Consider the following 21,785-nt stretch of genomic DNA (forward strand, 5'->3'; position numbering starts at 1 on the left):
CCGAGCTTCTTTTGCGGGCCTGTCACCCGCCCAAAAATGCTGCCAGACGCGGCGCATCGGCCAGGGTGCGCAACACGAAATGCGCGCCCGCCTCACGGAAGCGGCGCGCGGCTTCACGACAGCGCGTCTCCCGTTCCTCCGGTGGAAGCGCGCTAAACTCCTCCTCGCTCAGGCCGAGCGCCGAACTGCCTTCGATTACGCCGGCCGTCCAGACGCCCGCGTTGACGCCCTCCTGCATATCGGACACCGTATCGCCGATCTTGAGTACATTTTTCACTGAGGAGACGCCCAGCCGCCGCATATTCTCAAAGATCATGTACGGATAGGGACGCCCCAGGCCGCCGACGCTGTCCGGACTGAGCCAGAGATCAGGCGCGTAGCCCTGCCGCGCCGCACACGGCGCGACAATCTCCATCATCGCATCTGTGTAGCCGGTCGTCGAGCCGATCCTGACGCCCATATCCCGCAGCGCGGCCGCCGCTTCGCAGACGTGCGGCTTGGGTGCGGTGAACTGCTCCAGAATGGAAAGCAGCCCAGGCTCGAACTGTGCGTAAATCGCTTCCACATCCGCCTCTCCTGCCTTCCGGCCGTACACCTGCCGCCAGGCCCGCGCGATACGTTCCATCCCCAGCATTGTCCGGATATGGTCCTTTTTCAGCAGCCCCATGGGAGTACGCGTCTCCTCCATGGTCGGCTCGATGCCGAACTGACGGAACGCTTCGATAAAGGCCTGTACCGGCGCGAAGCAGCCGTAGTCCACGGTCGTACCCGCCCAGTCAAAAATCACCGCCTGTATCATGCAGTCTCCCCTTTCCTCTCACGCAGAAAATCATAAATAATCGCGGCCAGCTTTTCGATATCCTCCTCGTAAACCTCGCCGATGGTGCCAATACGGAACGTATCCCGCTCGGTCAGCTTGCCGGGATAGATCGCATAACCGCGCGCCTTGATGTACTGGTAGAATTCCGGAAAACGGAACGAAACACCCGCCGGATAGCAAAACGTCGTGATGATCGGCGACTGGTGCTCCGGCCCGATGTAGGTGGCAAAGCCGAGCTGCCGCATGCGCTCGATCAGCAGGCGGTTGTTGGCCGCGTAGCGGCGGTGGCGCGCCGGAATGCCTCCCTCCTCCGCCAGCTCCTCCAGCGCTTTGGAAAACGCCAGCACAACATGTGTCGGCGAGGTGTAGCGCCATTTGCCGTCCCGTTCCATGCCGCGCCACTGGTCGAGCAGGTTGAGCGACAGCGAACGCGCCTTGCCCTCGCTGGCCAGCAGGGCGGCACGCCGGCAGAGGATGAAAGAGAACCCCGGCACGCCCTGGATACACTTGTTCGCGCTTGAAATCAGAAAGTCAACGCCCCAGTCTGCGACCGGAATTTCCACGCCGCCGAACGAGCTCATCGCGTCCACGATGAATGTACGGCCCGCCGCCTTGACCACGGCGCCGACGGCCTGGATATCGTTCAGGATGCCGGTCGTGGTTTCACTGTGTACCATAGCCACATGCGTAATGGACGGGTCCCGCGCCAGTATGTCCGCAATCTTGCGCGCGTCCGGCACCTTGTCGTAAGCCTCCGCATAGTGCGCATATGGGATGCGGTTCCATTCGCAGATCTGAACCTGGCGCTCCCCGTAAGCGCCGTTCGAGCAGATCAGCAGCTTATCCTGCGCGCCGACTACGCTGGACAGCACGCTTTCCACGCCGAACGTGCCACTGCCCTGCATCAGCACCGCCGTATACTCCTGCTCGGATACCTGCGCCAGTTCCAACAGCCGGCGGCGTATTTTCTGGGTCACGGCCTTATAGTCGTCATCCCAGGTGCAGCGGTCCACCAGCATTTCCCGCTTGACCGAGTCCGTGGTCGTCAGCGGCCCCGGGGTAAGAAGCTTATAGGCTTGCGTCATAGTCAATCACTCCTGTCTTACGGCTTGGCCGCTTCGGAAAGCGCCTGATGCGCTGAGAACAGCTCGAAGGTCAGCGGCTGGTCAAAGGTTTTCGGATAAGCGGATTTGTTAGCGGAATCCGCGCCCTCCCCCTCGTAAAGCGGGTTGGGATAGGTCTGCTGCAGCGCAGCGCGGCCGTTCTCAATGATGCACTGCGCCATCTTCATGGCCTCCGGATTGGTCGCGTCACCCTTGTCCAGCACGGCGACCGACTCAGTCAGAGAGAAGTTGCCCTCCGTCGGGTCGACGAAATCAATCGGCAGTCCGTCCGCCTTGTCCGCGACCGCCTGATGGCGCAGGCCGAAGCCGATAGCCACCTCGCCCGCGCGGCACAGCTTGAGCGGCGCGGAGCCGGAGGATTCGATATGGTCGCCCGCATTTTCATAGATGCCGTGCAGCACCTCCTGGGCGCCGTCCTCGCCATACGCGGAGACAAGCGCCTGTATCATCAGCCAAGCGGTCGAGGAGGACTGGATATCCGTCACCGCAACCTGTCCCACGTATTTCGGGTCGGCAAGGTCCTGCAGGCTGGCCGGCTTGTCCAGCCCCGCCTCGGCCAGCACCTCGGTATTGAGGATGATCGCCCCCTCCTGCGAGGTGATCGGCGCGGTGTAGTCCGGCACGGCTTCCAGCGTGTTCACGTCAAATTCCAGCGGCAGGAACATGCCGTTCTGCTCCTGCGCGCTCTGCAGGTAAAAGGTGCTCATGGTCACCAGATCGGCCTCCAGATTCGTTCCCTCGGCAAGCAGCTTGCCACCCAGCTCGGATGTGCCGAACGTCTCAAAAATGTACCTGCCCTCATAGCCGTTGGCGTCCAGCGCGTTGGACATGGCGGTGATTGCCTCGTCGTCTGCGTTGGAGTAGATAATGACCTGCTCATCCGCGGCTTTCGCGCCGCAGCCCGCCAGAACGGACAGGGACAGCGAGCAGGCAAGCCCCAGCGACATCAGTTTTCTCAGTTTTATCATAATCAAATTCCTTTCCGGTCTGTTATCGTAAGCGATAGAAACAAAGTTTGTTTGCAGGAGAAACGCCGGCCGCGTCACGCCTTTTTCTTCTGTGAGCTGCGGTTGGCAAGCCAGGAAAACAACGCTTTTGCAATCAGGTTGGTAAACAGGATCAGCAGCGACAGGACGAACACTTCGTTGAACTTATTGACATATTGCAGCTGCTTAATCTCGGTCGTCAGCACCATGGTGCGTGCGCCCGCGATGAAGACCAGCGCGCTGATCGTGACCATGCCGTTGATAAAGTAATAGCTGAACACCTCGATCAGACTGGACAGCGCGTTAGGCGTGACCACGCGCAGAATGGTTTTGATCCAGCTGTCCCCCATGAGCATCGCGGTCGTCTCCCAGCCCGCATTCATTTTGGAAAGCGAGTTCTTCATCATCAGATAGGGCGTGGAAAAATAGTGGACGATGTTGCACAGGACCATCAGCTCCAGCGTGTTCTGCAACGCCGAGCCGGAGAATGAAAACAGGAACGCGATGCCCAGCACCATGCCTGGAATGGTGTTCGTCACAAGCGCGATGCTTTCGACCGCTTTCTTATACCCTCCCGACAGCGAGCTGCGCGCCGTAATCAGCGCGGCGCCGTAAGCCAGCAGCGTCCCGAACAGCGCGGTCAGCAGCGCCATCCAGATGGAACGCGTGTAAATACGGAGCAGGTTGCTGTCGGACAGCACCTCGCGCACATGCTCGAGCGAGAACGCCGTGCGGTACGGCCAGTCCTCCACCAGCGGCACAACAAAAATCACCGCGAACACCGCCAGCACCGCCGCCGCGATCATGACGCCCGACAGCCCCCAGCCCACGTCGCGCACCGTGTTCCTGCGCAGCTCCGCATCCGAAATGCGGCTGTAACGGATATTAAACCGCTCCAACAGCTGCAGCAGACAGATGCTGCCAACCGAGGGAAGCAGCATAATCATGGCGACGACCGCGCCGCGGTTAAAATCCGGTATGCCGCCGAGCATCTGGTTATACAGCACGGTAGCCACGACCTCATACCGGCCGCCGACCGACGCCGGTATGCCGAAATCCGTGAAGCTGAGGAAAAACGCCTGGATGAACGCCCCTGCAAGCGTCCCTAGCAGCGGCCGGAGAACGCCGATCCAGAAGGTGGACAGCGCGCCATCCCCCATCACCCTGGAAACCGTCAGCGTCTTTTTGTCAATGTATCCCATCGTATTGTGGATCAGCAGGAACGCGACGGGTACAGTATAGATGACATAACCGGTCATCAGACCGCCGAAGCCGTAGATATTAAACATTTGGAAGCCGAGCAACTGCGTGATCAGTCCCTGCTTGCCAAACGAGTAGATGATGGCAAATCCGTAGGTGATGGTCGGGAGGAACATGGGCAGCGTCGCGGCCGCCTGTAGCAGCCGTTTGCACGGGCGCGGCAAGCGCGTATAGTGAATCGCATACGCGATCACAAACGCCAGCATTACCGCCGCTGCGGCCGCGGCCGCGGAAACAACAAAGCTGTTGCGCAGGGCTGCTCCAAAGCCCTTTTGCGCAAATACCGAGGCGTAGAATTCCACGGTCAGCCCGTTTGCCCCCCAAACGGATTTAAGCAGAAGCTGCAGCGCCGGTATGACAAGGAACACCGCGAACAACACGACGATTCCAAGGAATACGATCCGCAGTTCCCTGTTCTTGCGCATCATACCGAATCACACCGCCTTGCCGCGCGCCGCCCCGCCTCCAAACAGCGCATAGATATTGTTCCGCTTGATCTCAAGCTGGTTCAAAATGAATTTCCGCACAAAATCGTTCTGCGGCCGGCAGATGATCTCCGCTGGCTGCGCATACTGCGAAATACTTCCCTGATCGATAATCAGCACGCGGTCGGAAAGCGTGAGCGCTTCCTCCGGATCGTGTGTGACGATGATGGTTGTCAGGTGGTACTCTTTCGCAATCGTGCGGATACGATCCTTGATCGACTCCTTGATGACTCCGTCCAACGCAGAGAGCGGTTCGTCAAGCAACAGGATGCGCGGCTTCATCACCATAGTGCGCGCCAGCGCCACACGCTGCTTCTGGCCGCCCGACAACTGATCGATGCGCTTATCCAGGTGCTCGCGCAGGCCGAGCAGGTCGATCAGCTCCTCCACCTCTTCCCGTGCAGAGATCCCCGGCCTGTTTTTCAGACCGTAAATGATATTCTTATAAACATTCAGGTTCGGGAACAGCGCGTAATCCTGAAAAACGATGTTAAAGCCCCGTTTTTCCATCACCGTATGCGTCAGATCCTCGCCATTGTAGAGGATCTGCCCCTCGTCTGCGTCCGTGATGCCCAAGATCAGGTTGAGCAGCGTCGTCTTGCCGCAGCCGGACGGTCCCAGGATCGAAACGATCTCCCCGTCCCCTACCTGAATCGAGATATCCCTGAGCACGGGCATCCCATCATAGGACTTTTTGATATGCTTAAGTTCCAGCACAAAAAGGCTCCTTTCCAATCTGCTTTTTGATCTCATTTTCTCGCCTAAGTAATTGTACCGGACCGCCCTGCCAACCGCAACGAAATCCATGTAAAATGAAAGTAAGAATCCGCGCATATTTCCGCCGCCGTTTTATTTTTCCGTTTTCTTTGTATGCATAAAAAGGCAGGGTACGCAAAACCTGCGGTTTTGTGTACCCTGCACGAAACGATTGCTTTTCCCTTTTGCCCGTTAAAACAGCGGCAGATCCCCTGTGATCGGATCGACCTGTTCGGGCAGCGCGGGTTCGAGTGCCAGACAGGTATAGGTCGGCTGCCCATGAAATTCCGTCAATCCGTTATCGCAAATCAGCGCGGACAGCAGGCCGGCCGCTTTTGCCTTTCGGTCTATTGCAAGCAGGTCTTCCTCGGAATCGACATATACGCATACCTTGGCCACGCCTCTTGCAAACCACTCGCTCAGCGGAGTTGCCGCCCCGCCACCCGGCGTCAGCAGGATACCGCCGACTTCCGCGCGCACCTGTCCCATCCGACGCTCCTTTTCCAGCGCTGCGAGCACAGCGGTCACGCACGCATGGCCAGCCTGTGCAGCGATTTTCCCCGTTCGCATTTTCAAGTCGCGCCGCATGACAATCATCTGCTTTGGTTTGTCCATCACGTTATTCCTCCGTTTTCAGGTTTACTTGAATCTTATCACCCAAGCCCGCTTTTGTCAGCTTTATGACCTAAAACCCTTTAGCGCTTTAACCCGCACCATACTTATAACTCTTCCAACTGCTATTGATAGTGTAATCCACCGATAAAGAGACATATATAGGCACGAAACCAGTTTTAAAACCAGAACGCAGCAACAAATTCACACAGTCCATCCGCCGCCTACAGCCTGAATGACAATGGGATTACTACGAAAGCCTGTACGCGAAAGTAGAGTGGATTTGATTCCGTTCAAAATGCTTTCTTCCAAATCATCTTTCACCTGACGTTTCCTCATCACTAATTTTGATGTTTTGGATTGTTTCTCATCAATTGTATCCGCTCCATCTATGCTTATAATACATTGAAAACGGGGTATGTCCGAAAATTTTCTTAGTGCGGATCCAGCGTTATTATAAGCACTTAAAACAACTGGAAAATCATAGATTTTTAAGATATTGTATAATTATATACAACAACCAAATTCTGTCACTCGTTTTTACTTTCAAGTGTAATTATGGTGCTTTGAAAGCTTTGTTACCTTGCACTCCCTCAAGGATATAGTATAGCAAAAGACTGCCGACAAAAGTCGACGGCTTTTTCAGCGAGCCGAGTGGTGCGACTAAACCCACGAGCCTCGCGCTCCCAAACCGCGCGTTCTATCAACTGAACTACACCCAGATATTCAGTTTTTTGCATAATACCATGCGGAGAAAGAAGAAGCAAGTTTTTCGTGTCTGTGGGCGACGCTGTGGTCAAACCCGATTTTGCGAGCGTTTTTCAACCGTAGGATTTCCACCACAAGCTACTGTCCCAAGGACTTCCGGAATTTCTCTTTTGAGGGGAATGGATAGGTCGTCTATCTTCCCAAATAAGTACTGAAAAGTTTTTTGTATTATTTCCGCTTGTTTTTTTGCTGTTTCCACTCCATCTCATTTGCCTTCTATCACTCTTTGAAAGTGCTGGCACAGAAGATGAGTACACAATAGCCACGGAATATATACGGTAGCCGTCCCATGGCTGGCCGGTATTGAGGGCATTCTCGCTTAACAGCAGAACGCTCTCTTCCGTGTCGGTTGCGGCGGCCTCGGTGTCCAGCACCCGCCATTTCAAACCGCCGTAATAAACATAGTCCTATCCGTTCTGGCCGTCGTCTGCCTTTTGGTGAACCGGGTAGTCCTAGAGGTTCCCCACCCCGGACAGGTTCACTCTGCCTGTTGCAGGTGCGGCGATAGCTGCCGTGGGCAACAGTCCAAGCACCATCACGATGGTGAGCAGCGACGCCCAGGGCCGTCTAAATCGTTATTTCATCGCCTCTGTTCTCCTTTTGTATGACCCCGTATTGACGGGGTTGCTCAATGCGGCCATCAGCCGCGCTCTGGCCTCCTGCGTGGTAGACGCAGGAGAGGCCTGTGTCAGATAATCCAGCGCGTCGTTCCAGTCGTGGAGGCTGGCTGCGTCTGCTGGAATATTCTCCAGCGCACGCATCAGTCGCGCCCTCTGCCAGCCGGTGGCACGGGGCAGGTCGGAGAGGTATGCGCAGCCCGCCTTATATGCCAGAAAATCCAGCAGGGGCAGGGCAAGGGCATGGCCCATCAACCACTCACCTCCCTCGCACGAAAAATCACTCTGGCCGGACGGAGCTCCGGCTGTGCTGAAGTCTGCCGTATGAAGTATGTCGACCACCTCCGTCTGTTTCCCTGCCAGTGACAAACTTCATAGTCTGTCTATCAAAAGGGCGGTGCCAGTTAGCAAAGGTTCCGCCGTATGGCATGAAAAACACCCCATGCGGCACATGGGGCGGTAAATCAAGCGCACAAAATAAGGCCAATCAAAAAAGAGGCTTGATTGGCTTGATTTTCCATGCCCCAAACCAGCGAATCTCTTGCGCTCCCGTGATTTCCATGCTAAAATGTCCCTGTGAATATGTACTCTGCCGGTTGGGTTTCTGCTAATCTAGGACAAACTATGAAGTTTGTCCTATCCTACCAAACCCAGCCGCTCTAACTGCTTTACATGCTCCGTTCCGGTGGAGATCAGGTAGATGCGGGTCGTCTCCATGCTGGAATGACCCAGCACGTCAGCGAGCTTGGCAACGTCCCTGCAAACTTTATAAAATGTCCGGGCGAACAGGTGCCGCAGATTGTGGGGGAACACTTTGGACGGGGCTACCCCAGCCGCTTTACACAAGGCCTTCATCTCTGCCCAAATCTGCTTTCGGGACATGGGCTTTCCGTTTCTGGTGAGGAAGAGCTCGCCGGAGGCGGTTTTGTTTTTTCGGGCGAATTTGAGCAGCTTTTTCCGTAGCTTACTGGGGATGAGAATAGTGCGCACCTTCCCCTTGAGGGCGATCTCCGCCCGTCCTTTCTGCACGGCCTCCACAGTGAGATAGCGTACCTCGCTCACACGGATGCCGGTGGCGCAGATGGCCTCCATGAGCAGGGCCAGCCGCTCCCTGCCTTGAGCGTGGGCAGTAGTCAGCAGGCGGTCGTACTCCGCGCGGGTCAGTTCCCTGCTGTCATCCCGAAACAAGCGACGCTGAAGCCGCAGAGTCTTGACCTGGCAATCCTGCCAGTCCATAAAAGCAAAGAAACGGTTTAGACTACCCAGCATGGCGTTGATGGTAGCAGGGGCGTAGCCTGCCGTCACCAGATACGCTTTCCATCCAGCCGCCACCTCTTTCGTCACCTCTCCTCTGCCCAGCCACGCCGCAAAGGTGCGGACGTGACGAACGTAGTTCTCTATGGTGCCGGGGCTGCGCTCCTCCTCGTACAGGTTTTGAGAGAACGCTTCGATCTGCTGACTAGTGATACTCATGAGCAAAACCCTCCTGTGAAAAAGATGTCCTTATTTTACCGTAGGGTAGCTTTGCTATGCACTGCGGAATCACCTAGAACATCAATATCGGAACGGTTAAAAATTTGCGCCGCATAAACAATGAAAGACCAGGCTGATTTCAGCCTGGTCTACTTTTACTTTCTTGTGAATAGTCCTGCCCGCCGCCTGTATAGATGGAAAGGCAAAACATTGAGGTATCGTTCTCCTAGGGCTGTGTCCTGTGGAATTGGCGGTGTAAGGTTTCCTGCGGCAGTGTGAAAAACACAAACCCGCCAGTGCTGGCCCAGCATCCAGGCCATTGGCAACGCGGTTGGGATGAGTGAGAATACTGCGCGCAAATACTTCTGGCAACGGAAGGGGGGCCTGCCCCTCCCGACAGCTTGGGGCCGCTGTTCCCACTGCTTGGACGACAAATCTTCGGTCACTCGAACGATTTTCGAGGAACGAAAGATAGGCAGGAGAAAGCCCTGATGCCTTTGTGCGCCTATGCGGTCACCTCCACCCGCAATGCGGGCGGTTTCCGTGGGCGGGGCTGACGCTTTTTCGGAACGCCCAAACTGCGATTGACGCTGTTTCCAGAAAAACAGGCGAATATCCCCGCTGTTGAGGGATACTCGCTGACGCTACGACAGAGTTTGGAGGAATTTGACAATGGATGAAAATAGACATAGACACACTGTTTGGATGGACGATAATGTATGGGTTCATGTGGAGTCCCACTACCAGAGGGACAACTGTACGACCAAAAACGAATTTATTGAAAAAGCCGTTCGGTTCTACTCTGGCTATCTGGACGCGGAATCTGCCGCTGCTTACCTGCTTCGTGCCCTATCCGATGTGCTGGAGGGCAAGCTGGGCGCCCTGGGCAAACGGATGGGACGCCTGCTAGCGGTGGAGCAGAGTCTCATGGAGAATGTCCTGGCCGCCGACATAGACACTGGATCTGGATCAGCTGAGAAAAACCCTGGTCCGATGCGCCAAAGAAGTAAAAGAAATCAACTTCGAAGACGCGCTTCTTTTCCAGAGAGGGGGCTGAGTGATGCTGGGACTGCTCCAGAAGTCGGGCTACATCAGACCCTGAAACGGCAGCGACTACTTGGAATATATGGCGGAGCGCCCCCGCTCCCACGGACTGTTTTCTGCTGACGGTCCTGCCGATCTGGAAAAACCATGGAGGAGATCAACGGGCATACCGGGCTGGTGTGGACCTTCGTCAACTCCCTGAAACGGGAGGACGCCCACCGGCTGTGCTATGAGAACAGCGAGAGCTGGCGCCGGTTATTGCTAGCCCATCAGACGGAACTGGCCCAAGCAATGAAAATCTTGCCCAGCAACTTCCGATGGTATGCCGCCTTCCACGACAAGAAGCACCACCCTCACATCCACATGATGGTCTGGTCGGCGGATCCCCAGCAGGGTTTTCTAACGGAAAAAGGTATCGAGAAGATGCGCTCCCAGCTGTCCAATGAGATCTTCCGTGACGAGCTTCCGTCTCTGCATCAGCAGAAAGATCTGTTCTACAGCCAAGTGCGGGACGCGGCAATGGAGGCCATGGGACGGCTCATCTGGAGGATGGAGACAGGCCTGTATCACAACCCTGCCATCGCAGAGCGGATGGATACGCTGGCTGGGATGCTGGAGGACCACAAGGTCAAAAAGGTCTATGGCTACCTGAAAAAGCCAATAAAGGCCCAGGTGAATGCCATCGTGGATGAGCTGGCCAAGGTCCCTATGGTGGCAGAGTACTATGAACAGTGGAATCAGTCTCGGGACGAGGCAGAGCAGGTGTAGGTGCTGGCGGGACGGGCGAGGCATCCTCCCCGATGACCAGCAGGCGGAGCTGTGGTTCCGGCGGGCGGCTGACGCGGGATATAACTTCGCCCAGTACGCATTGGGGAAGCTTCTGCAAAGCCAAAAGAGAACGGAGGAAGCGGTATCCTGGTATGAAAAAACGGCGGCTCAGGACAACGCCTGCGTCGCCTACCGTCTGGGAAAACTGTATCTGGAAGGAAAAGATGTTCCGAAGGACGTACCAAAAGCGGTGGCCTATCTCACTGAGTCCGCATGACCTTGGGAGAATGGCTGAACCGGTGGATGGAGGACTACGGTGCGGCCACTCTGCGGCCCAACACCTTACGCAGCTACGATCAGTTCATCCGGTGCCATATCAAGCCCTATCTGGGGGATAAGATCGTGTCTTGGGTAGCCCGCATGGACATTCTGAAATTGTATCGAAAGCTGAAACACGAGGGCCGTGTCCTCGAGTACTCGGAATACGGGCACGAGCTGTCAGACACCATGGTACTCCGCATCCACGCCATGGCTCCACCGGTGCCTGAAGGACGCGGAGGCAGCCCATGTGATCGCCCGGGGCCGCGGTGCCCAAGGCCAGCTATAAACCCAAGCAGATCCTCACAAAGGAGCAGGTGGACACCTTCCTGGCGACGGTGGACCGCAACGAGATCTGGCAGGACTTCGACGAGAAGGCCGGACACTGAAGGTCCTTCGGTCGGTGAACGTCCCCAAGGCTGGGGAGTTGGAGATCGGCGAAACAAAGACCAGCCAGGGGCGGCGGACCATCCACCTGCCGCCCAGCACCGTCCAGCGGCTACGGGAACGGAAGAAACATGCCATCAGCCAGTGGAGCTTCCCAAAACCTCTGGCTCCGGAGAAGCCAGTGCGCCCAAGCGCCGCCTACTACTGGATGAAGCGGATCTTAAAAGCGGCGGGACTGCCTGCGATTCGATTCCACGATTTGCGGCACACTTTTGCCACCCACGCCCTCACCAGCAGCGTGGACGCCAAGACCCTGTCCGGCATCTTGGGCCACACCAACGCCAGTTTCACCCTGGACACCTACACCCATGTGACGTCGGACATGCAGCAGGAGGCCAGCCACATCATAGGCGGCTTCCTGGAAAATCTCCTGAGGAAAGGCCTGAAACCGCGGCAGAAAAACAGGCCGGAAGGAGGTGCACGCCATGGCTAAACGGCGAAAAAAGGGCGAGAGTTCCGTCCACCAGCGCAAGGACGGCCGCTGGGAGGGCTGGGTGGTCGTCGGTTACGTCGAGAAAGGCCTGCCCAAAACGAAGAATGTCTTGGCTAAGACGAAACGGGAGTGCCGGGAGAAACTGAGGCAGCTCTGGGAGACGGCGACCGCCCCCAGGACAGAAAAGGTCCGGCCGGAGACACCCTTCGGGGAGTGGCTGGACTTCTGGTATCATAACTACGTCAAGCCCCAGATCCGCCCCACCACCCAGGTGAACTACAAAACGAAGATCTATCAGCACATCCTCCCTGAGCTGGGGAAGATCCCTCTGAACCAGCTGCCCCAGAAGGACCTCCAGCAGTTCTATACCTGGATGAAAACGGCTGGGCGGCTCATCCTCGGCAAGGTGCTCTCCGACTCCATGGCGCGCGGCCTCCACGCCGTCTGCCGGTCCGCGCTGGAGAAAGCGGTGCAGGAGGAACTCCGGCGCTTCTTCATCCAGGCTCAGGCGGAGGGCTATTACGAGCTGTTTCTCCTGGATCTGTGTACCGGCCTGGCGGAGGGGCGAACTGCTGGCCCTCCAGTGGGACGACCTGGACTTCAAAACCAGAACCCTGACCGTAAACAAGCAGATTTACGGGGTGAAGGGATAGCTCCATGGGAGCGTCCCGAAGACCCGCGCCTCCATCCGTAGACTGGGTCCTGCCGCCCTGCGTGGTGGGGATACTGCGGCACTACCGAGAAACGGTGGACTCCCGGTGGATGTTCCCCTCCCCTGTCAAAGAGGACGTGCCCATGACACTGGGGGGCGGTGCGCCGGCGACTCCAGATCATTCCGGAGCGGGCAGGGTGCAAAAGAATCAGATTTCACGATTTACGCCACACCTTTTCCACCTTGCCCTTAGAGAGCGGCATGGATGTGAAGCCCCTCTCCGCCATGCTGGGCCATGTATCGGCGGCCACTACCCTGAACATCTATACCCATGTCACCGGGGATATGCAGAGCAAGACGGCGACCAAGATCGGCCGGGGGCTAGGCAACGAAGTACGGGAGGAATCCGCTCAGTCGGAACAGAGCGTAGCCAAAGACTTCCAGCCGGTGCTGAGAAAGACCTGGACGCCCGGCACCGGGTACATCACCCAGATCAACGACCACCTGTTCGAAGGCCGCTACTCCCCCCCACCTGGCCGGACGGCACCAAGCAATCCAAATGCGTCTACGCCCACCCACGGGAGGAGTGTGAGGCGAAGCTGAAAGTGCTGATTCAGCAGATGAACGCGGCGCGGCAGGCCCGGCGGGATCGGATGCCGGGCATCACCCCGCCGGATAAGCTCACCAAAATCCAGAAGAAGATCTGGATGTAAATAAGGTTCCACCCCGACGCATACGGCGGCAAAATGGTATGAAATGATCTGGGGGATGCCAGGGCGGACGGCGTAAAGCAAGCAGGCCCTTTTGCATATTGTATCAAGGCAAAATGGATCCCTCTTTTACCTTACAGATCAGCTGTGTCATGGTGCCCATGGGACAGTAGACACACCAGCTGCGGGGCTTGAACAGCACCATGGTGATGAGGCCCAGGACGGTAGAGGTCAGCATAACGCTGTAAAAACCGAAAGCAAACTGCGCCACGCCGGGGTGAAAGAGGGTACCGTGGTAAGCCCAGTGCCAGGGGAGCTTAAAGGTCCACAACAGCGTGACCACCTGCCTCAGATCCTGCGCTCCGGCAAATACCAGATAGGTGTTCCACAGCATTAGGAAGAACATTGCGAAGAAAAAAATCAGAAAGCCGTATCGGAAGGCCTTGCTCTTCATCCATTTGGGGATGTCCTTCTTCCGTGACAGGCCAAAGCGTCCGCCCAACAGCCCAAACAGCTGACCTCGGCCGCAATAGCGGTTACAATAGCCCTTTGTCCCACTAACCACAGAGAGCACGAGGGGAATGAAGAAGCACAGCAATCCCAGCCAAGCAAACAGGATGTTGAAAAAGCCCAGCACAAGATAGGTGATGGAGGCGATCCAGAGATAATCATACCAGTGCTTTTTCATGCCTCCACCTCCCGGATCTCGATCACGCTGGCGGGGCATTCCTTGGCACACTTACCGCAGCCCACGCATTTGTCCCCGTTGACCTGAGCCATGACACCCCTGACAATCTCAATCGCCTGCAGGGGACAAACCTTTATACAGCAGCCGCAGGCCACGCAGGACGATTGATCCACAACGGCTCTGCGCCGCTTCTTTCCAGCAACCATGGAATACCTCCTTACTGTTGTTTTTCTATCATACCGCAAATTTATGATCTTCTCGGTGATAAAATCACAGTAGGTGAAGTCTGCTGTATCGATCCGTCACATCTGCTTCAAAAAACAGGCTGTCGGGAAAACTTTGGGATATTCCCCGTACTCACAGCCCACATGCTCCGTGTGGACGTCGTCCATCACCCCCTCTTCCTCTCATACAGCCGCACAGTGCCGGAACCGTTGCCGCAGTTCCACAGTCGGGTGTGGCGTTTATAGCCGTCTACTCGTAGTTGATGAGGAGTTTTTCCGCCTTGGGGCAGGAGATCTCCACCTCCATCTTGGCCCTGAAGGTAGTCTGGACTACCTTCCAATGGATTTCCGCATCCGTCTCCCGGCAGTCAAAGAAGGTGCGGCTGCCAGTCCAGAATTTGCTAAAATTGAATTCATAGTCCTGGCCCTCGTAGTAGAACTGGCCCAGCAGCTTCTGGCCTAGGGCGATGCCGAAGGCCTTGGGATTGCCGCCGCCCACCTCGAACACGCTGTTGGCGAGCCGCTTGCCGGTAACATTGCTCACCAGATCGTTAGAGGACAGCCACACCCAGGGGAAGGTGAAGTCCCCGCCCCAGTTCTTGTCGGCATCGTCGAAGCAATCCTCCGGTCGGACGATGTACTCCTCCCCGTTGAGGTGTACCCAGCCGGAGAAAGCGGTCTTCATCCCCTCGGCGTGCCAAAACAGCTCAAAAGCGTTGAGGGTGCGGAAAAATTTGAAGGCCCCGTAGCCCATGTGGTAGGCCGCCAGCTTGCGGATGTCCAAGTCCCACTCCCTCTCTCCGGCGTCGCCCATCCACTCCAGATGGTCGGCGGCCTCCTCCGCAGTCACGCGAACATGGCCGCTCATGTGGGTTTCCGTGCAGGAACATTCCCCTGCTTTCAGGTCCAGAGGAGCGTCCATGGGAATGGACACTGGCTCCAGGGAAGAAAGCGGTGGGCTGCCCCTTCTCCCCCGGAAGCCCACATTTTCCGTGTAGTCGATCTGGCCCTCCACGTTCTGGTTCAGAGCGCCGTAGACGGTGAGGGTATTGGCAGGCGGATAGTCGCCGTAGAGGTAGTCCCCCAGTAAGATCAGACCGTCCACTTCGTCTGGGGGCTCCGAAACGAATTGAGAGGCCATGGAGTGTCCGGCGATGTGCCAGTGGGAGATATCAGGGAACGCTTCCATCACCTCCGCCGCCGCGTTTACATCGAAGATGGCCATGTAGAAGGGCATCTCCACCTTGGCACTGGGGTAGAAGATGATTGCGGTATCCGTGAAGGAGGACGGGAAGAGGCTGGTCAGGTCGTCCCAAACCTCCAGATGATCTCCGCTGGCCAGTACCTCCAGGGCCACGTCCCCTGCCCTGTAGTAATCGGACACATACCAGAAAAAGCCACCCGCCGCCAGGACCAGCACCGACAGAAAAATGCCAGCAGCGATTTTCCACTTCTTGTGGCAGGGTTTTTCCGTTGATTGTTCCATTGCGCTCACTTCCCCTCCAACAGTTCGGTGCCTGGCCCCTAGGCCATCAAAGCCCACGCACCGGCTTGGGCGGGTGTTGGCGGCGTGGTCCAGCAGGGGGCTGGGCCTGCCGCTCCGTGTCCATACACAGATCCAATGCCAGCATATCCTCCCAGACCCGGTTGAGAAAAGCCACCTCCCTGCGCCCATGGGTTCGGATCACCTCGACCGTCCCTGCCCGATCCAAATAGTCCGCCACCAGCTCCTGAGAAACTCCGGCGACGGTGAGGCGTCCAGAACACCCTCCGGAACAGGCTGGGGAGGGGCGTCACATCATAGTGGACGAAGTGTACCGGCTGTGGCAGTGGACGGCTAGGAGACACGGTTTCCTCGCAGAGTGATGATAGGAGGTCCCAGCAGGACCTCCTGTCCAGCTCGGCGCCATAGGGAGGGCGGTCTCCGCTTCAAAAACCGCTGGAGGGGAAAGGTCAGCCCCAGCACCATCATGTCGCCTCGTGGGGAGTGGTGATCTTCTCCACCTGAAAGATCCCGTTCTCCGCCTCCGCCATCATCATGGTGATCTCCTGATGGAACCGCCGGAGACCACAGGAGCCGGGGGTACAGCCAGAGGCGGCTGTCCTTCTCCTCCTGGAAATACTTATGAGAGTGGTCGAACACCACCGCGTCGATACTGGGGAGCTCTGCCGTGACCTCTTTTTTTGTTATGCACCATGTAAAAAGACACCCCGCCAAGGGTGACAGTGAGGGTGTGGGGTAGGTCTTCCGCCCCCCTTGTCGTTGTTGCCTCGGACGGCGTACAACGGTGCGTACTGCCGAAGCTGGTCCACGATTTCCTGCCGGTTGATGTCCCCAGCGTGGAGGATGGCGTCGGCGGTCTTCAGGCATCCCATCACTTCCGGCCGCAACAGGCCGTGGGTGTCAGAGAGAATGGCAATGTTCACAGGCTGCGCCCCCCTTACTTAAATGATGATGCCCTCGCAGTGGTCGATCTCATGCTGGATGATCTGGGCTGTCCAGCCGGTGAAGGTTTTCAGCCGCTCTTGAAACTTCTCATTTTGCCAGCGCACCTTGATGGCACTCCACCGCTGGGCTGAGTGGGTGCCGGTGAGGGAAATGCGGCCCTCCTCCGCCTGATAAGGCCCTGACTTTTTGATGATCTCCGGGTTGAACATGACCATATAGATCCCCTCGTTATCAAAGGTGATGATCCGCTTGTTCACGCCGATCATGTTGGCCGCCATACCCACGCAGCCGTCTTTGTGGTGCTCCAGGGTTTCAAGCAGATCAGCCGCCATCCGCAGGCCCCCCGGCGTGGCGGGTACCGCCTTCTGGGGCAGAAATGCTGCGTCTTTGCAGATTTCTCGAGCCATAATTGGTTCTCCTTGTGTGCCTGAATGACGGTGGCGTAGAGGTCCCAGGTATCAGACAACTCATAAAACCGCCAACCTACGTCGGCAATCAGAGCGTTATTTTCCCCCGCCGCCCTGTGACAGCTTTCGGGCCATCTCGTCGTAGGCCCAGCCCTTGGCCGCCAGCTTGGCTCCGCCCCTCTGGTAGGCCCAGGTGGCAAACAGAATGGGCACCGCCCCGTTTTGCCGGCAAAGCTGCTCCACACTGGAGCAGAAACTCTTGGGGGAGGTGATGGGGTCGTGGCTCATCTCCTGGAGCATCACATAGTTCCACTTCTCCTTTTGGAGCGCCACCTGGGGCTGTTTGCCCAGCTTGGTGTTGAGGCTCAGCTGTTCCGACAGCCGCGCCCGCCCCGGATGTGGTGGACCACCTCCGCCCCGGTCAGTTCAGCCAGCATTTTCGGCATATTGTTGGTGAAGGTAAAGTTGTTGCCCAGAATGAGGATCCGTATGACACTGCTCCTTGCTCGATTATTTCACTGCTTTCAACTGCCATTATACAAGGCTCGGTCGGGAGGAACGAGGCTGGGACGCGCGATGGTCCTATCAGATTTTGCGATGAAAGATTCAAAGATAGGGCCGTAGACGTGTGCGGTAGTCGAAATTGGATGGTCATGACCCCATATTTCAAAAATTGTACAGTTTGCCTTTGCCTCTTTTCGGAACGAATCCTCAAAACTAATTTGACCACGTTTGATATCCTGTTTGTATAAAACACCAGATACATTGTTGTCCAAAAAGTTCCAAAAACCGTCTCAAAACATCAATTTTGAGACGGTTTTTGGCCCGAGTGGGGAGACTCGAACTCTCGGCATCTTGCTCCCAAACGGTTAAACTAAATTTTTTGTGGTTATTTCTAATTGGTTTTAACCATTTCCGCTACATTTCACTCACTCTTTGACGCTCTTAATTCCACTGTTCCCGAGTGCTCCGGCGCTGTCTGTGGTCAAACATGTGGTCAAAGAGCCCTTCTTGACCAAGCGCGGCATCCGTTGCCGCCGCCTGTCCAGAAGGGCTCTTTTTCATGTTCGGGGTTTGAGGTATTGTACCTCTGGCAAAGCCTCAATGCAAGTCGTTTCTGCTCCTCAGGCGTATCAGTTTTTAGCACGCCTAAACAAAGAATACATCCCGTCGAAAACACCTGGGGCACTCTTCATCCGGCTCCAATTCAATCTCATCATGGGGATGTGGATTGCAGGCCAGAAGATCCAGCAGCTTCTGTCGGAGTTCTCTTTCACCCAACTGAGAGCAGGACAGGAGAATGTCTTCCTGGGGGCTGCCCACATAGGCACTCTGAAAAAGTTGTCGAGCCAAGCGATCATCTGTCTTCAGGCACTCCAGCAAACGAGGACGGATATATCCGGACAGGCAGAGATCATACAGTTCATTTCCCAGCAAAAAATATGCTGCCTCTGGATCCTGAAGGTGACTCTCTGCTGTGTCCAGCAGGAGTTTCATCATCTGAATCGCAGTTTCCGCATCGTGCTCACCCGTTTCCACCAAGAGATCCATGGCATCCATCTCGGACAGTTCCTCTGCTGACCAGCATCTGACAGCCTCCGGAAAGGCGAAGATGAGCAAATCCCGACAGGCCCACTCATTTTCGGAAAAATCCCACCGGCGCACCATGTCCTCCAGCTCACTCCAGGAAAAGCTGCGTGGAGTTTCCTCCTCCTCATCATCAAAGGTGTCCGTCACTGTGATGGTGAACGAAATAGAGGGTGTGGCCGACTGCATCAGTTTGGCTTTTTCCGAGGGATGAAGAGACGAGATTGCACCAAAATCACCGCATCAGCCGCACTCCCAGCGATTGCCCCGAATCATCACAGAACTGCCGCAGTGCGGGCATCGAATTGTCGCCATAGACTCTGCCTCCCTTCCTACTGCCATTGTAATGAGGAATAGTGTTTCTGACAAGTCTTATCGGCTCAGCATCCAGTTACTGCCGGCAGTGATGCGCTCCACGCTATGGACAAAGTGGTTTCCTTGGTTGAATTGAAACACCGCATCAATCCCCTTGCTCTGGTAATAAGCCAGTATCGCCTCGGTGTTCTCTTGGACTGTCCGTAAAACAGGATTTCGGGTCTTGCTCTCCTTGTCTCCCAGAAAAAAGCAGGCACATTCCGGACAGCGCTTTGGCTCATGGGAAAAGATGTAATCCTTCATTTCGGGGGACCAGAGGGAGCTGTAGATAGTCATCTGCACCATCCGTTAAGGGATCGGCATTTTTGAAAGCAGGCAAGCTGTCCCAAGGTACCATGTCGTGGTTCAAGTCCAGATCACCGATGGCAGCCAAGGTAAATGTCGGGTAGCCAGTGGCCTGTGCGACCTCATATACAGGTGTTAAGGTAGATAATCGGTGCGTCTGGAACGGGATGCGGAAAGATGAATGCAATCTTACTATTTACCACAGAGATGCTCAATTAAATTCACCTGCTTTTTATTTGTCTGCTCTGTTTGTCGTGAGTAATTTTACATAGCAACATAGAGCAGAACTGGGGACTGTCGAATATTAGTAGTAACCGATTGTAATTGTTCGCTAAATGGTATATAATGATTCCAACCTACTTGGCGCATTAGGCTATCACATTAATATCAACTGTGCAGATGCAGGGGCTGTTTCTTTTATATTGGCGTCAGCTGTATCTAATGTAGCCCTCCTTTTATGGTAGGGCTGTTTTGTTTTGATGGAGTGTGAAATATGGATTATATTTCGATTGCCCAAGCCGCTGAAAAATGGGGAATCACCCGCCGACGGGTTCAGGTTCTATGCTCGCAAGGAAGGATTCCGGGTTTGACGAAGTTCGGGAAGTCTTGGGCTATTCCTAAGGATGCCGAAAAGCCTATGGATGCGCGTAAGAAGTGTATTCAGATCCAAGAAAAGAAGTGATTGGGTGTCCTGTTTATCGGACCGCAAATATGTTACACTGAGCCTATTATAGGGGTAGCGTATATTTTATAATACTGATGTGTAGGAGAAGCAAACATGTGGTGTAAAACCTGCCGTATAGAAACCAACGAGGAACTCTGCCCAATTTGCGGCTCAGTAACAATTGAAGATCTTCCTACTGAGGTATATTGGTGTGCGCATTGTGCCGTTCCCGTCATCCAAGTAGAAAACCAAGCAGACAAGGGATTTTGTCCCCTATGCGGAAGAAAAATGAAGTATCTTGCCGCAGACCTGAGACCCGTATTTCCAGAGGAACGCTTGTTGCTTGAACTGCTTTTAGGAAAGAAGCCATTTTCGTATGTTGATAAATCTGTATGGGCATCAAATAGCCGATACTACATCGATGGGAAGTCGCTTTCTATCTCAAGTAAAACCTTCCAAGAAGCAGATACTGATGTCTTACGTCAAAAGATCGAACAATATAAAGGGCAGAATACATATGAGTATTTTGACCATCATATTGCTCATTTTGTTAATGCAAATCAATTAAGGTTGCATTATCTCAAAGATGAAGCGTACTCTTTTATCAAAAAAGCAGCAGAAAAATTCGATGAAGAACATATTGTTTTATCATTTTCTGGCGGTAAGGATTCAACAGTGACAGCAGACATCGTTATAAAGGCACTTAGCAATCCAAGTTTAGTCCATATTTTTGGCGATACAACTTTAGAATTCCCGTCGACAATTAAGTATGCGACAAGATATAGAGAAAATCACCCTCTCGCAATTTTTCAAATTGCAAAGAATCGAGAGCAAGTTTTTTATGATGTTTGTGAAGATATCGGTCCTCCTGCGAGAATGATGCGCTGGTGTTGCTCTATGTTTAAAACAGGGCCTATTACAAGAGTTATCAACAGCTTGTATCGAAATCAGCAAATCCTGACCTTTTATGGAATAAGAAAATCAGAATCTGTCAGTCGAAGTAAGTACAATAGAATTGAAGATGATGCTGAATCCGTCAAGATTCAACAGCAGACAGTTGCCTCTCCCATCTTTTTCTGGAAAGATTTTGACATTTGGCTGTACATTCTATCGGAGGAGGTAGACTTTAACGACGCTTATAGATTGGGATATGATCGTGTTGGCTGTTGGTGCTGTCCAAATAACAACCAGCGTGCGCAATTTTTATCCAGAATTTATATGCCGGAACAATCTAACAAGTGGCGAGAGTTTCTTATAAATTTTGCAAAAAAAATTGGCAAACCAGATGCAATAACATATGTCGACACCGGAAAATGGAAAGCCCGACAGGGCGGGAATGGCTTAGCGGCAGCTGGCGATATAAAAATCCGATTTACTAATTGTACTGCAGAGGACCACGCAAAGATTTACAGTTTGCTGCGTCCTTTAGATGATGAGTTAATCGGTATGTTTACCCCATTTGGGAGAGTGGCTCCGGAATTAGGACAGAAACTGCTGAATGAGGTATTAGTTCTTGATATGAAAACCAATGTGCCTATCATTTCCATTCAGCCGTTTGGACAAGATGGGTATGAACATGCTGTTAAAGTTAAAACGATGAATGTTGTGGATCATGAGTCTTTGCAGCGTATGATTGGATATCAGATCCGCAAGTTTAACGCTTGTCGTAAGTGCCTAAAGTGTGAGTCGCTATGTCGTGCTGGAGCCATTTCCATTATAGGTGATAATTATTATATCAACCCTGACAAGTGTGTTCGCTGCAAAATGTGTGTTACTGCTAAGTATTTGGACGGCGGTTGCATGATGGATAAATATCTGAGAACGAAGTAAGAC

22 protein-coding genes and 2 pseudogenes are annotated in these 21,785 nt (G+C 54.7%); 7 read left to right on the forward strand and 17 right to left on the reverse strand.

Annotated elements, in window-relative coordinates:
* Window positions 1–22: 22 nt before the first annotated feature.
* The 8 genes from phnX to DBQ51_RS03400 all read right to left on the reverse strand — a co-directional run bounded on the left by phnX (window position 23) and on the right by DBQ51_RS03400 (window position 8,901).
* A complete protein-coding gene (gene phnX, locus DBQ51_RS03360; RefSeq protein WP_107630784.1) occupies window positions 23–799 on the reverse strand; it encodes a phosphonoacetaldehyde hydrolase in 777 nt (258 codons plus the stop codon).
* Window positions 796–1,905, reverse strand: coding sequence for a 2-aminoethylphosphonate--pyruvate transaminase (phnW, locus tag DBQ51_RS03365; RefSeq protein ID WP_054326891.1), 1,110 nt, complete (start codon window positions 1,903–1,905; stop codon window positions 796–798). The genes phnX and phnW overlap by 4 nt, the downstream gene beginning before the upstream one ends.
* A 17-nt stretch (window positions 1,906–1,922) precedes the next feature.
* Complete coding sequence (locus DBQ51_RS03370) at window positions 1,923–2,912, reverse strand: ABC transporter substrate-binding protein (RefSeq protein ID WP_107632125.1); 990 nt, start codon at window positions 2,910–2,912, stop codon at window positions 1,923–1,925.
* A 74-nt stretch (window positions 2,913–2,986) separates the two neighbouring features.
* Window positions 2,987–4,618 (reverse strand): ABC transporter permease subunit, encoded by a 1,632-nt coding sequence (locus DBQ51_RS03375; protein WP_242977811.1) that lies wholly within the window; start codon window positions 4,616–4,618, stop codon window positions 2,987–2,989.
* 6 nt (window positions 4,619–4,624) lie between these two features.
* Window positions 4,625–5,392, reverse strand: coding sequence for an ABC transporter ATP-binding protein (locus tag DBQ51_RS03380; RefSeq protein ID WP_054326890.1), 768 nt, complete (start codon window positions 5,390–5,392; stop codon window positions 4,625–4,627).
* A 231-nt stretch (window positions 5,393–5,623) separates the two neighbouring features.
* Complete coding sequence (gene pth2, locus DBQ51_RS03385) at window positions 5,624–6,046, reverse strand: aminoacyl-tRNA hydrolase (RefSeq protein WP_107630785.1); 423 nt, start codon at window positions 6,044–6,046, stop codon at window positions 5,624–5,626.
* A gap of 1,340 nt (window positions 6,047–7,386) precedes the next feature.
* Complete coding sequence (locus DBQ51_RS03395; protein ID WP_159068063.1) at window positions 7,387–7,683, reverse strand: hypothetical protein; 297 nt, start codon at window positions 7,681–7,683, stop codon at window positions 7,387–7,389.
* A gap of 381 nt (window positions 7,684–8,064) precedes the next feature.
* Complete coding sequence (locus DBQ51_RS03400) at window positions 8,065–8,901, reverse strand: tyrosine-type recombinase/integrase (protein ID WP_107630787.1); 837 nt, start codon at window positions 8,899–8,901, stop codon at window positions 8,065–8,067.
* 672 nt (window positions 8,902–9,573) lie between these two features.
* Between DBQ51_RS03400 and DBQ51_RS03410 the strand changes: the two genes are divergently transcribed.
* The 5 genes and pseudogenes from DBQ51_RS03410 to DBQ51_RS17675 all read left to right on the forward strand — a co-directional run bounded on the left by DBQ51_RS03410 (window position 9,574) and on the right by DBQ51_RS17675 (window position 13,276).
* Window positions 9,574–10,068 carry a hypothetical protein gene (locus DBQ51_RS03410; protein WP_242977812.1) on the forward strand — a complete coding sequence of 165 codons (495 nt, stop codon included), beginning with the start codon at window positions 9,574–9,576 and terminating at the stop codon, window positions 10,066–10,068.
* 24 nt (window positions 10,069–10,092) lie between these two features.
* On the forward strand, window positions 10,093–10,713 hold the full coding sequence (gene mobP3 / locus DBQ51_RS16995; RefSeq protein WP_242977813.1) for a MobP3 family relaxase: 621 nt from the start codon (window positions 10,093–10,095) through the stop codon (window positions 10,711–10,713).
* Window positions 10,670–10,990 (forward strand): tetratricopeptide repeat protein, encoded by a 321-nt coding sequence (locus tag DBQ51_RS17000; RefSeq protein ID WP_242977814.1) that lies wholly within the window; start codon window positions 10,670–10,672, stop codon window positions 10,988–10,990. The genes mobP3 and DBQ51_RS17000 overlap by 44 nt, the downstream gene beginning before the upstream one ends.
* Window positions 10,984–11,911, forward strand: a pseudogene (locus DBQ51_RS17670) (tyrosine-type recombinase/integrase); the annotation flags it as partial. The gene DBQ51_RS17000 and the pseudogene DBQ51_RS17670, both read left to right, overlap by 7 nt.
* Window positions 11,904–13,276: pseudogene (locus tag DBQ51_RS17675) on the forward strand (tyrosine-type recombinase/integrase). The pseudogenes DBQ51_RS17670 and DBQ51_RS17675, both read left to right, overlap by 8 nt.
* A 103-nt stretch (window positions 13,277–13,379) precedes the next feature.
* Here the strand turns inward: DBQ51_RS17675 and DBQ51_RS03430 are convergent.
* The 9 genes from DBQ51_RS03430 to DBQ51_RS17025 all read right to left on the reverse strand — a co-directional run bounded on the left by DBQ51_RS03430 (window position 13,380) and on the right by DBQ51_RS17025 (window position 19,279).
* Window positions 13,380–13,961, reverse strand: coding sequence for a 4Fe-4S binding protein (locus tag DBQ51_RS03430; RefSeq protein ID WP_107630788.1), 582 nt, complete (start codon window positions 13,959–13,961; stop codon window positions 13,380–13,382).
* On the reverse strand, window positions 13,958–14,167 hold the full coding sequence (locus tag DBQ51_RS03435) for an ATP-binding protein (protein ID WP_054326881.1): 210 nt from the start codon (window positions 14,165–14,167) through the stop codon (window positions 13,958–13,960). The genes DBQ51_RS03430 and DBQ51_RS03435 overlap by 4 nt, the downstream gene beginning before the upstream one ends.
* A gap of 268 nt (window positions 14,168–14,435) precedes the next feature.
* Entirely contained in the window at window positions 14,436–15,671 is a 1,236-nt protein-coding gene (locus DBQ51_RS17015) for an alpha/beta hydrolase (RefSeq protein ID WP_242977816.1), read from the reverse strand.
* Between the two features lie 46 nt (window positions 15,672–15,717).
* On the reverse strand, window positions 15,718–15,909 hold the full coding sequence (locus DBQ51_RS16780) for a hypothetical protein (RefSeq protein ID WP_174887847.1): 192 nt from the start codon (window positions 15,907–15,909) through the stop codon (window positions 15,718–15,720).
* A 463-nt stretch (window positions 15,910–16,372) separates the two neighbouring features.
* A complete protein-coding gene (locus DBQ51_RS17420) occupies window positions 16,373–16,612 on the reverse strand; it encodes a metallophosphoesterase family protein (RefSeq protein ID WP_307718886.1) in 240 nt (79 codons plus the stop codon).
* Between the two features lie 18 nt (window positions 16,613–16,630).
* On the reverse strand, window positions 16,631–17,041 hold the full coding sequence (locus DBQ51_RS03460; protein WP_107630789.1) for a peptide deformylase: 411 nt from the start codon (window positions 17,039–17,041) through the stop codon (window positions 16,631–16,633).
* Window positions 17,042–17,137: 96 nt separating this feature from the next.
* A complete protein-coding gene (locus DBQ51_RS17020) occupies window positions 17,138–17,344 on the reverse strand; it encodes a hypothetical protein (RefSeq protein ID WP_242977817.1) in 207 nt (68 codons plus the stop codon).
* Between the two features lie 846 nt (window positions 17,345–18,190).
* Entirely contained in the window at window positions 18,191–18,817 is a 627-nt protein-coding gene (locus tag DBQ51_RS03470; RefSeq protein WP_107630790.1) for a hypothetical protein, read from the reverse strand.
* Window positions 18,818–19,000: 183 nt separating this feature from the next.
* Window positions 19,001–19,279, reverse strand: coding sequence for a hypothetical protein (locus DBQ51_RS17025; RefSeq protein ID WP_242977818.1), 279 nt, complete (start codon window positions 19,277–19,279; stop codon window positions 19,001–19,003).
* 502 nt (window positions 19,280–19,781) lie between these two features.
* Between DBQ51_RS17025 and DBQ51_RS03480 the strand changes: the two genes are divergently transcribed.
* Both DBQ51_RS03480 and DBQ51_RS03485 read left to right on the forward strand, forming a co-directional pair.
* Window positions 19,782–19,970: a helix-turn-helix domain-containing protein gene (locus DBQ51_RS03480; protein ID WP_107630791.1), complete on the forward strand. Its 189-nt coding sequence runs from the start codon at window positions 19,782–19,784 to the stop codon at window positions 19,968–19,970.
* Window positions 19,971–20,066: 96 nt separating this feature from the next.
* Window positions 20,067–21,782: a phosphoadenosine phosphosulfate reductase domain-containing protein gene (locus DBQ51_RS03485; RefSeq protein ID WP_107630792.1), complete on the forward strand. Its 1,716-nt coding sequence runs from the start codon at window positions 20,067–20,069 to the stop codon at window positions 21,780–21,782.
* Window positions 21,783–21,785 lie beyond the last annotated feature (3 nt).

The sequence above is a fragment of the Agathobaculum massiliense genome, assembly GCF_900291975.1.
In the GTDB taxonomy this organism is placed as follows: Bacteria; Bacillota; Clostridia; order Oscillospirales; family Butyricicoccaceae; genus Agathobaculum; species Agathobaculum ammoniilyticum.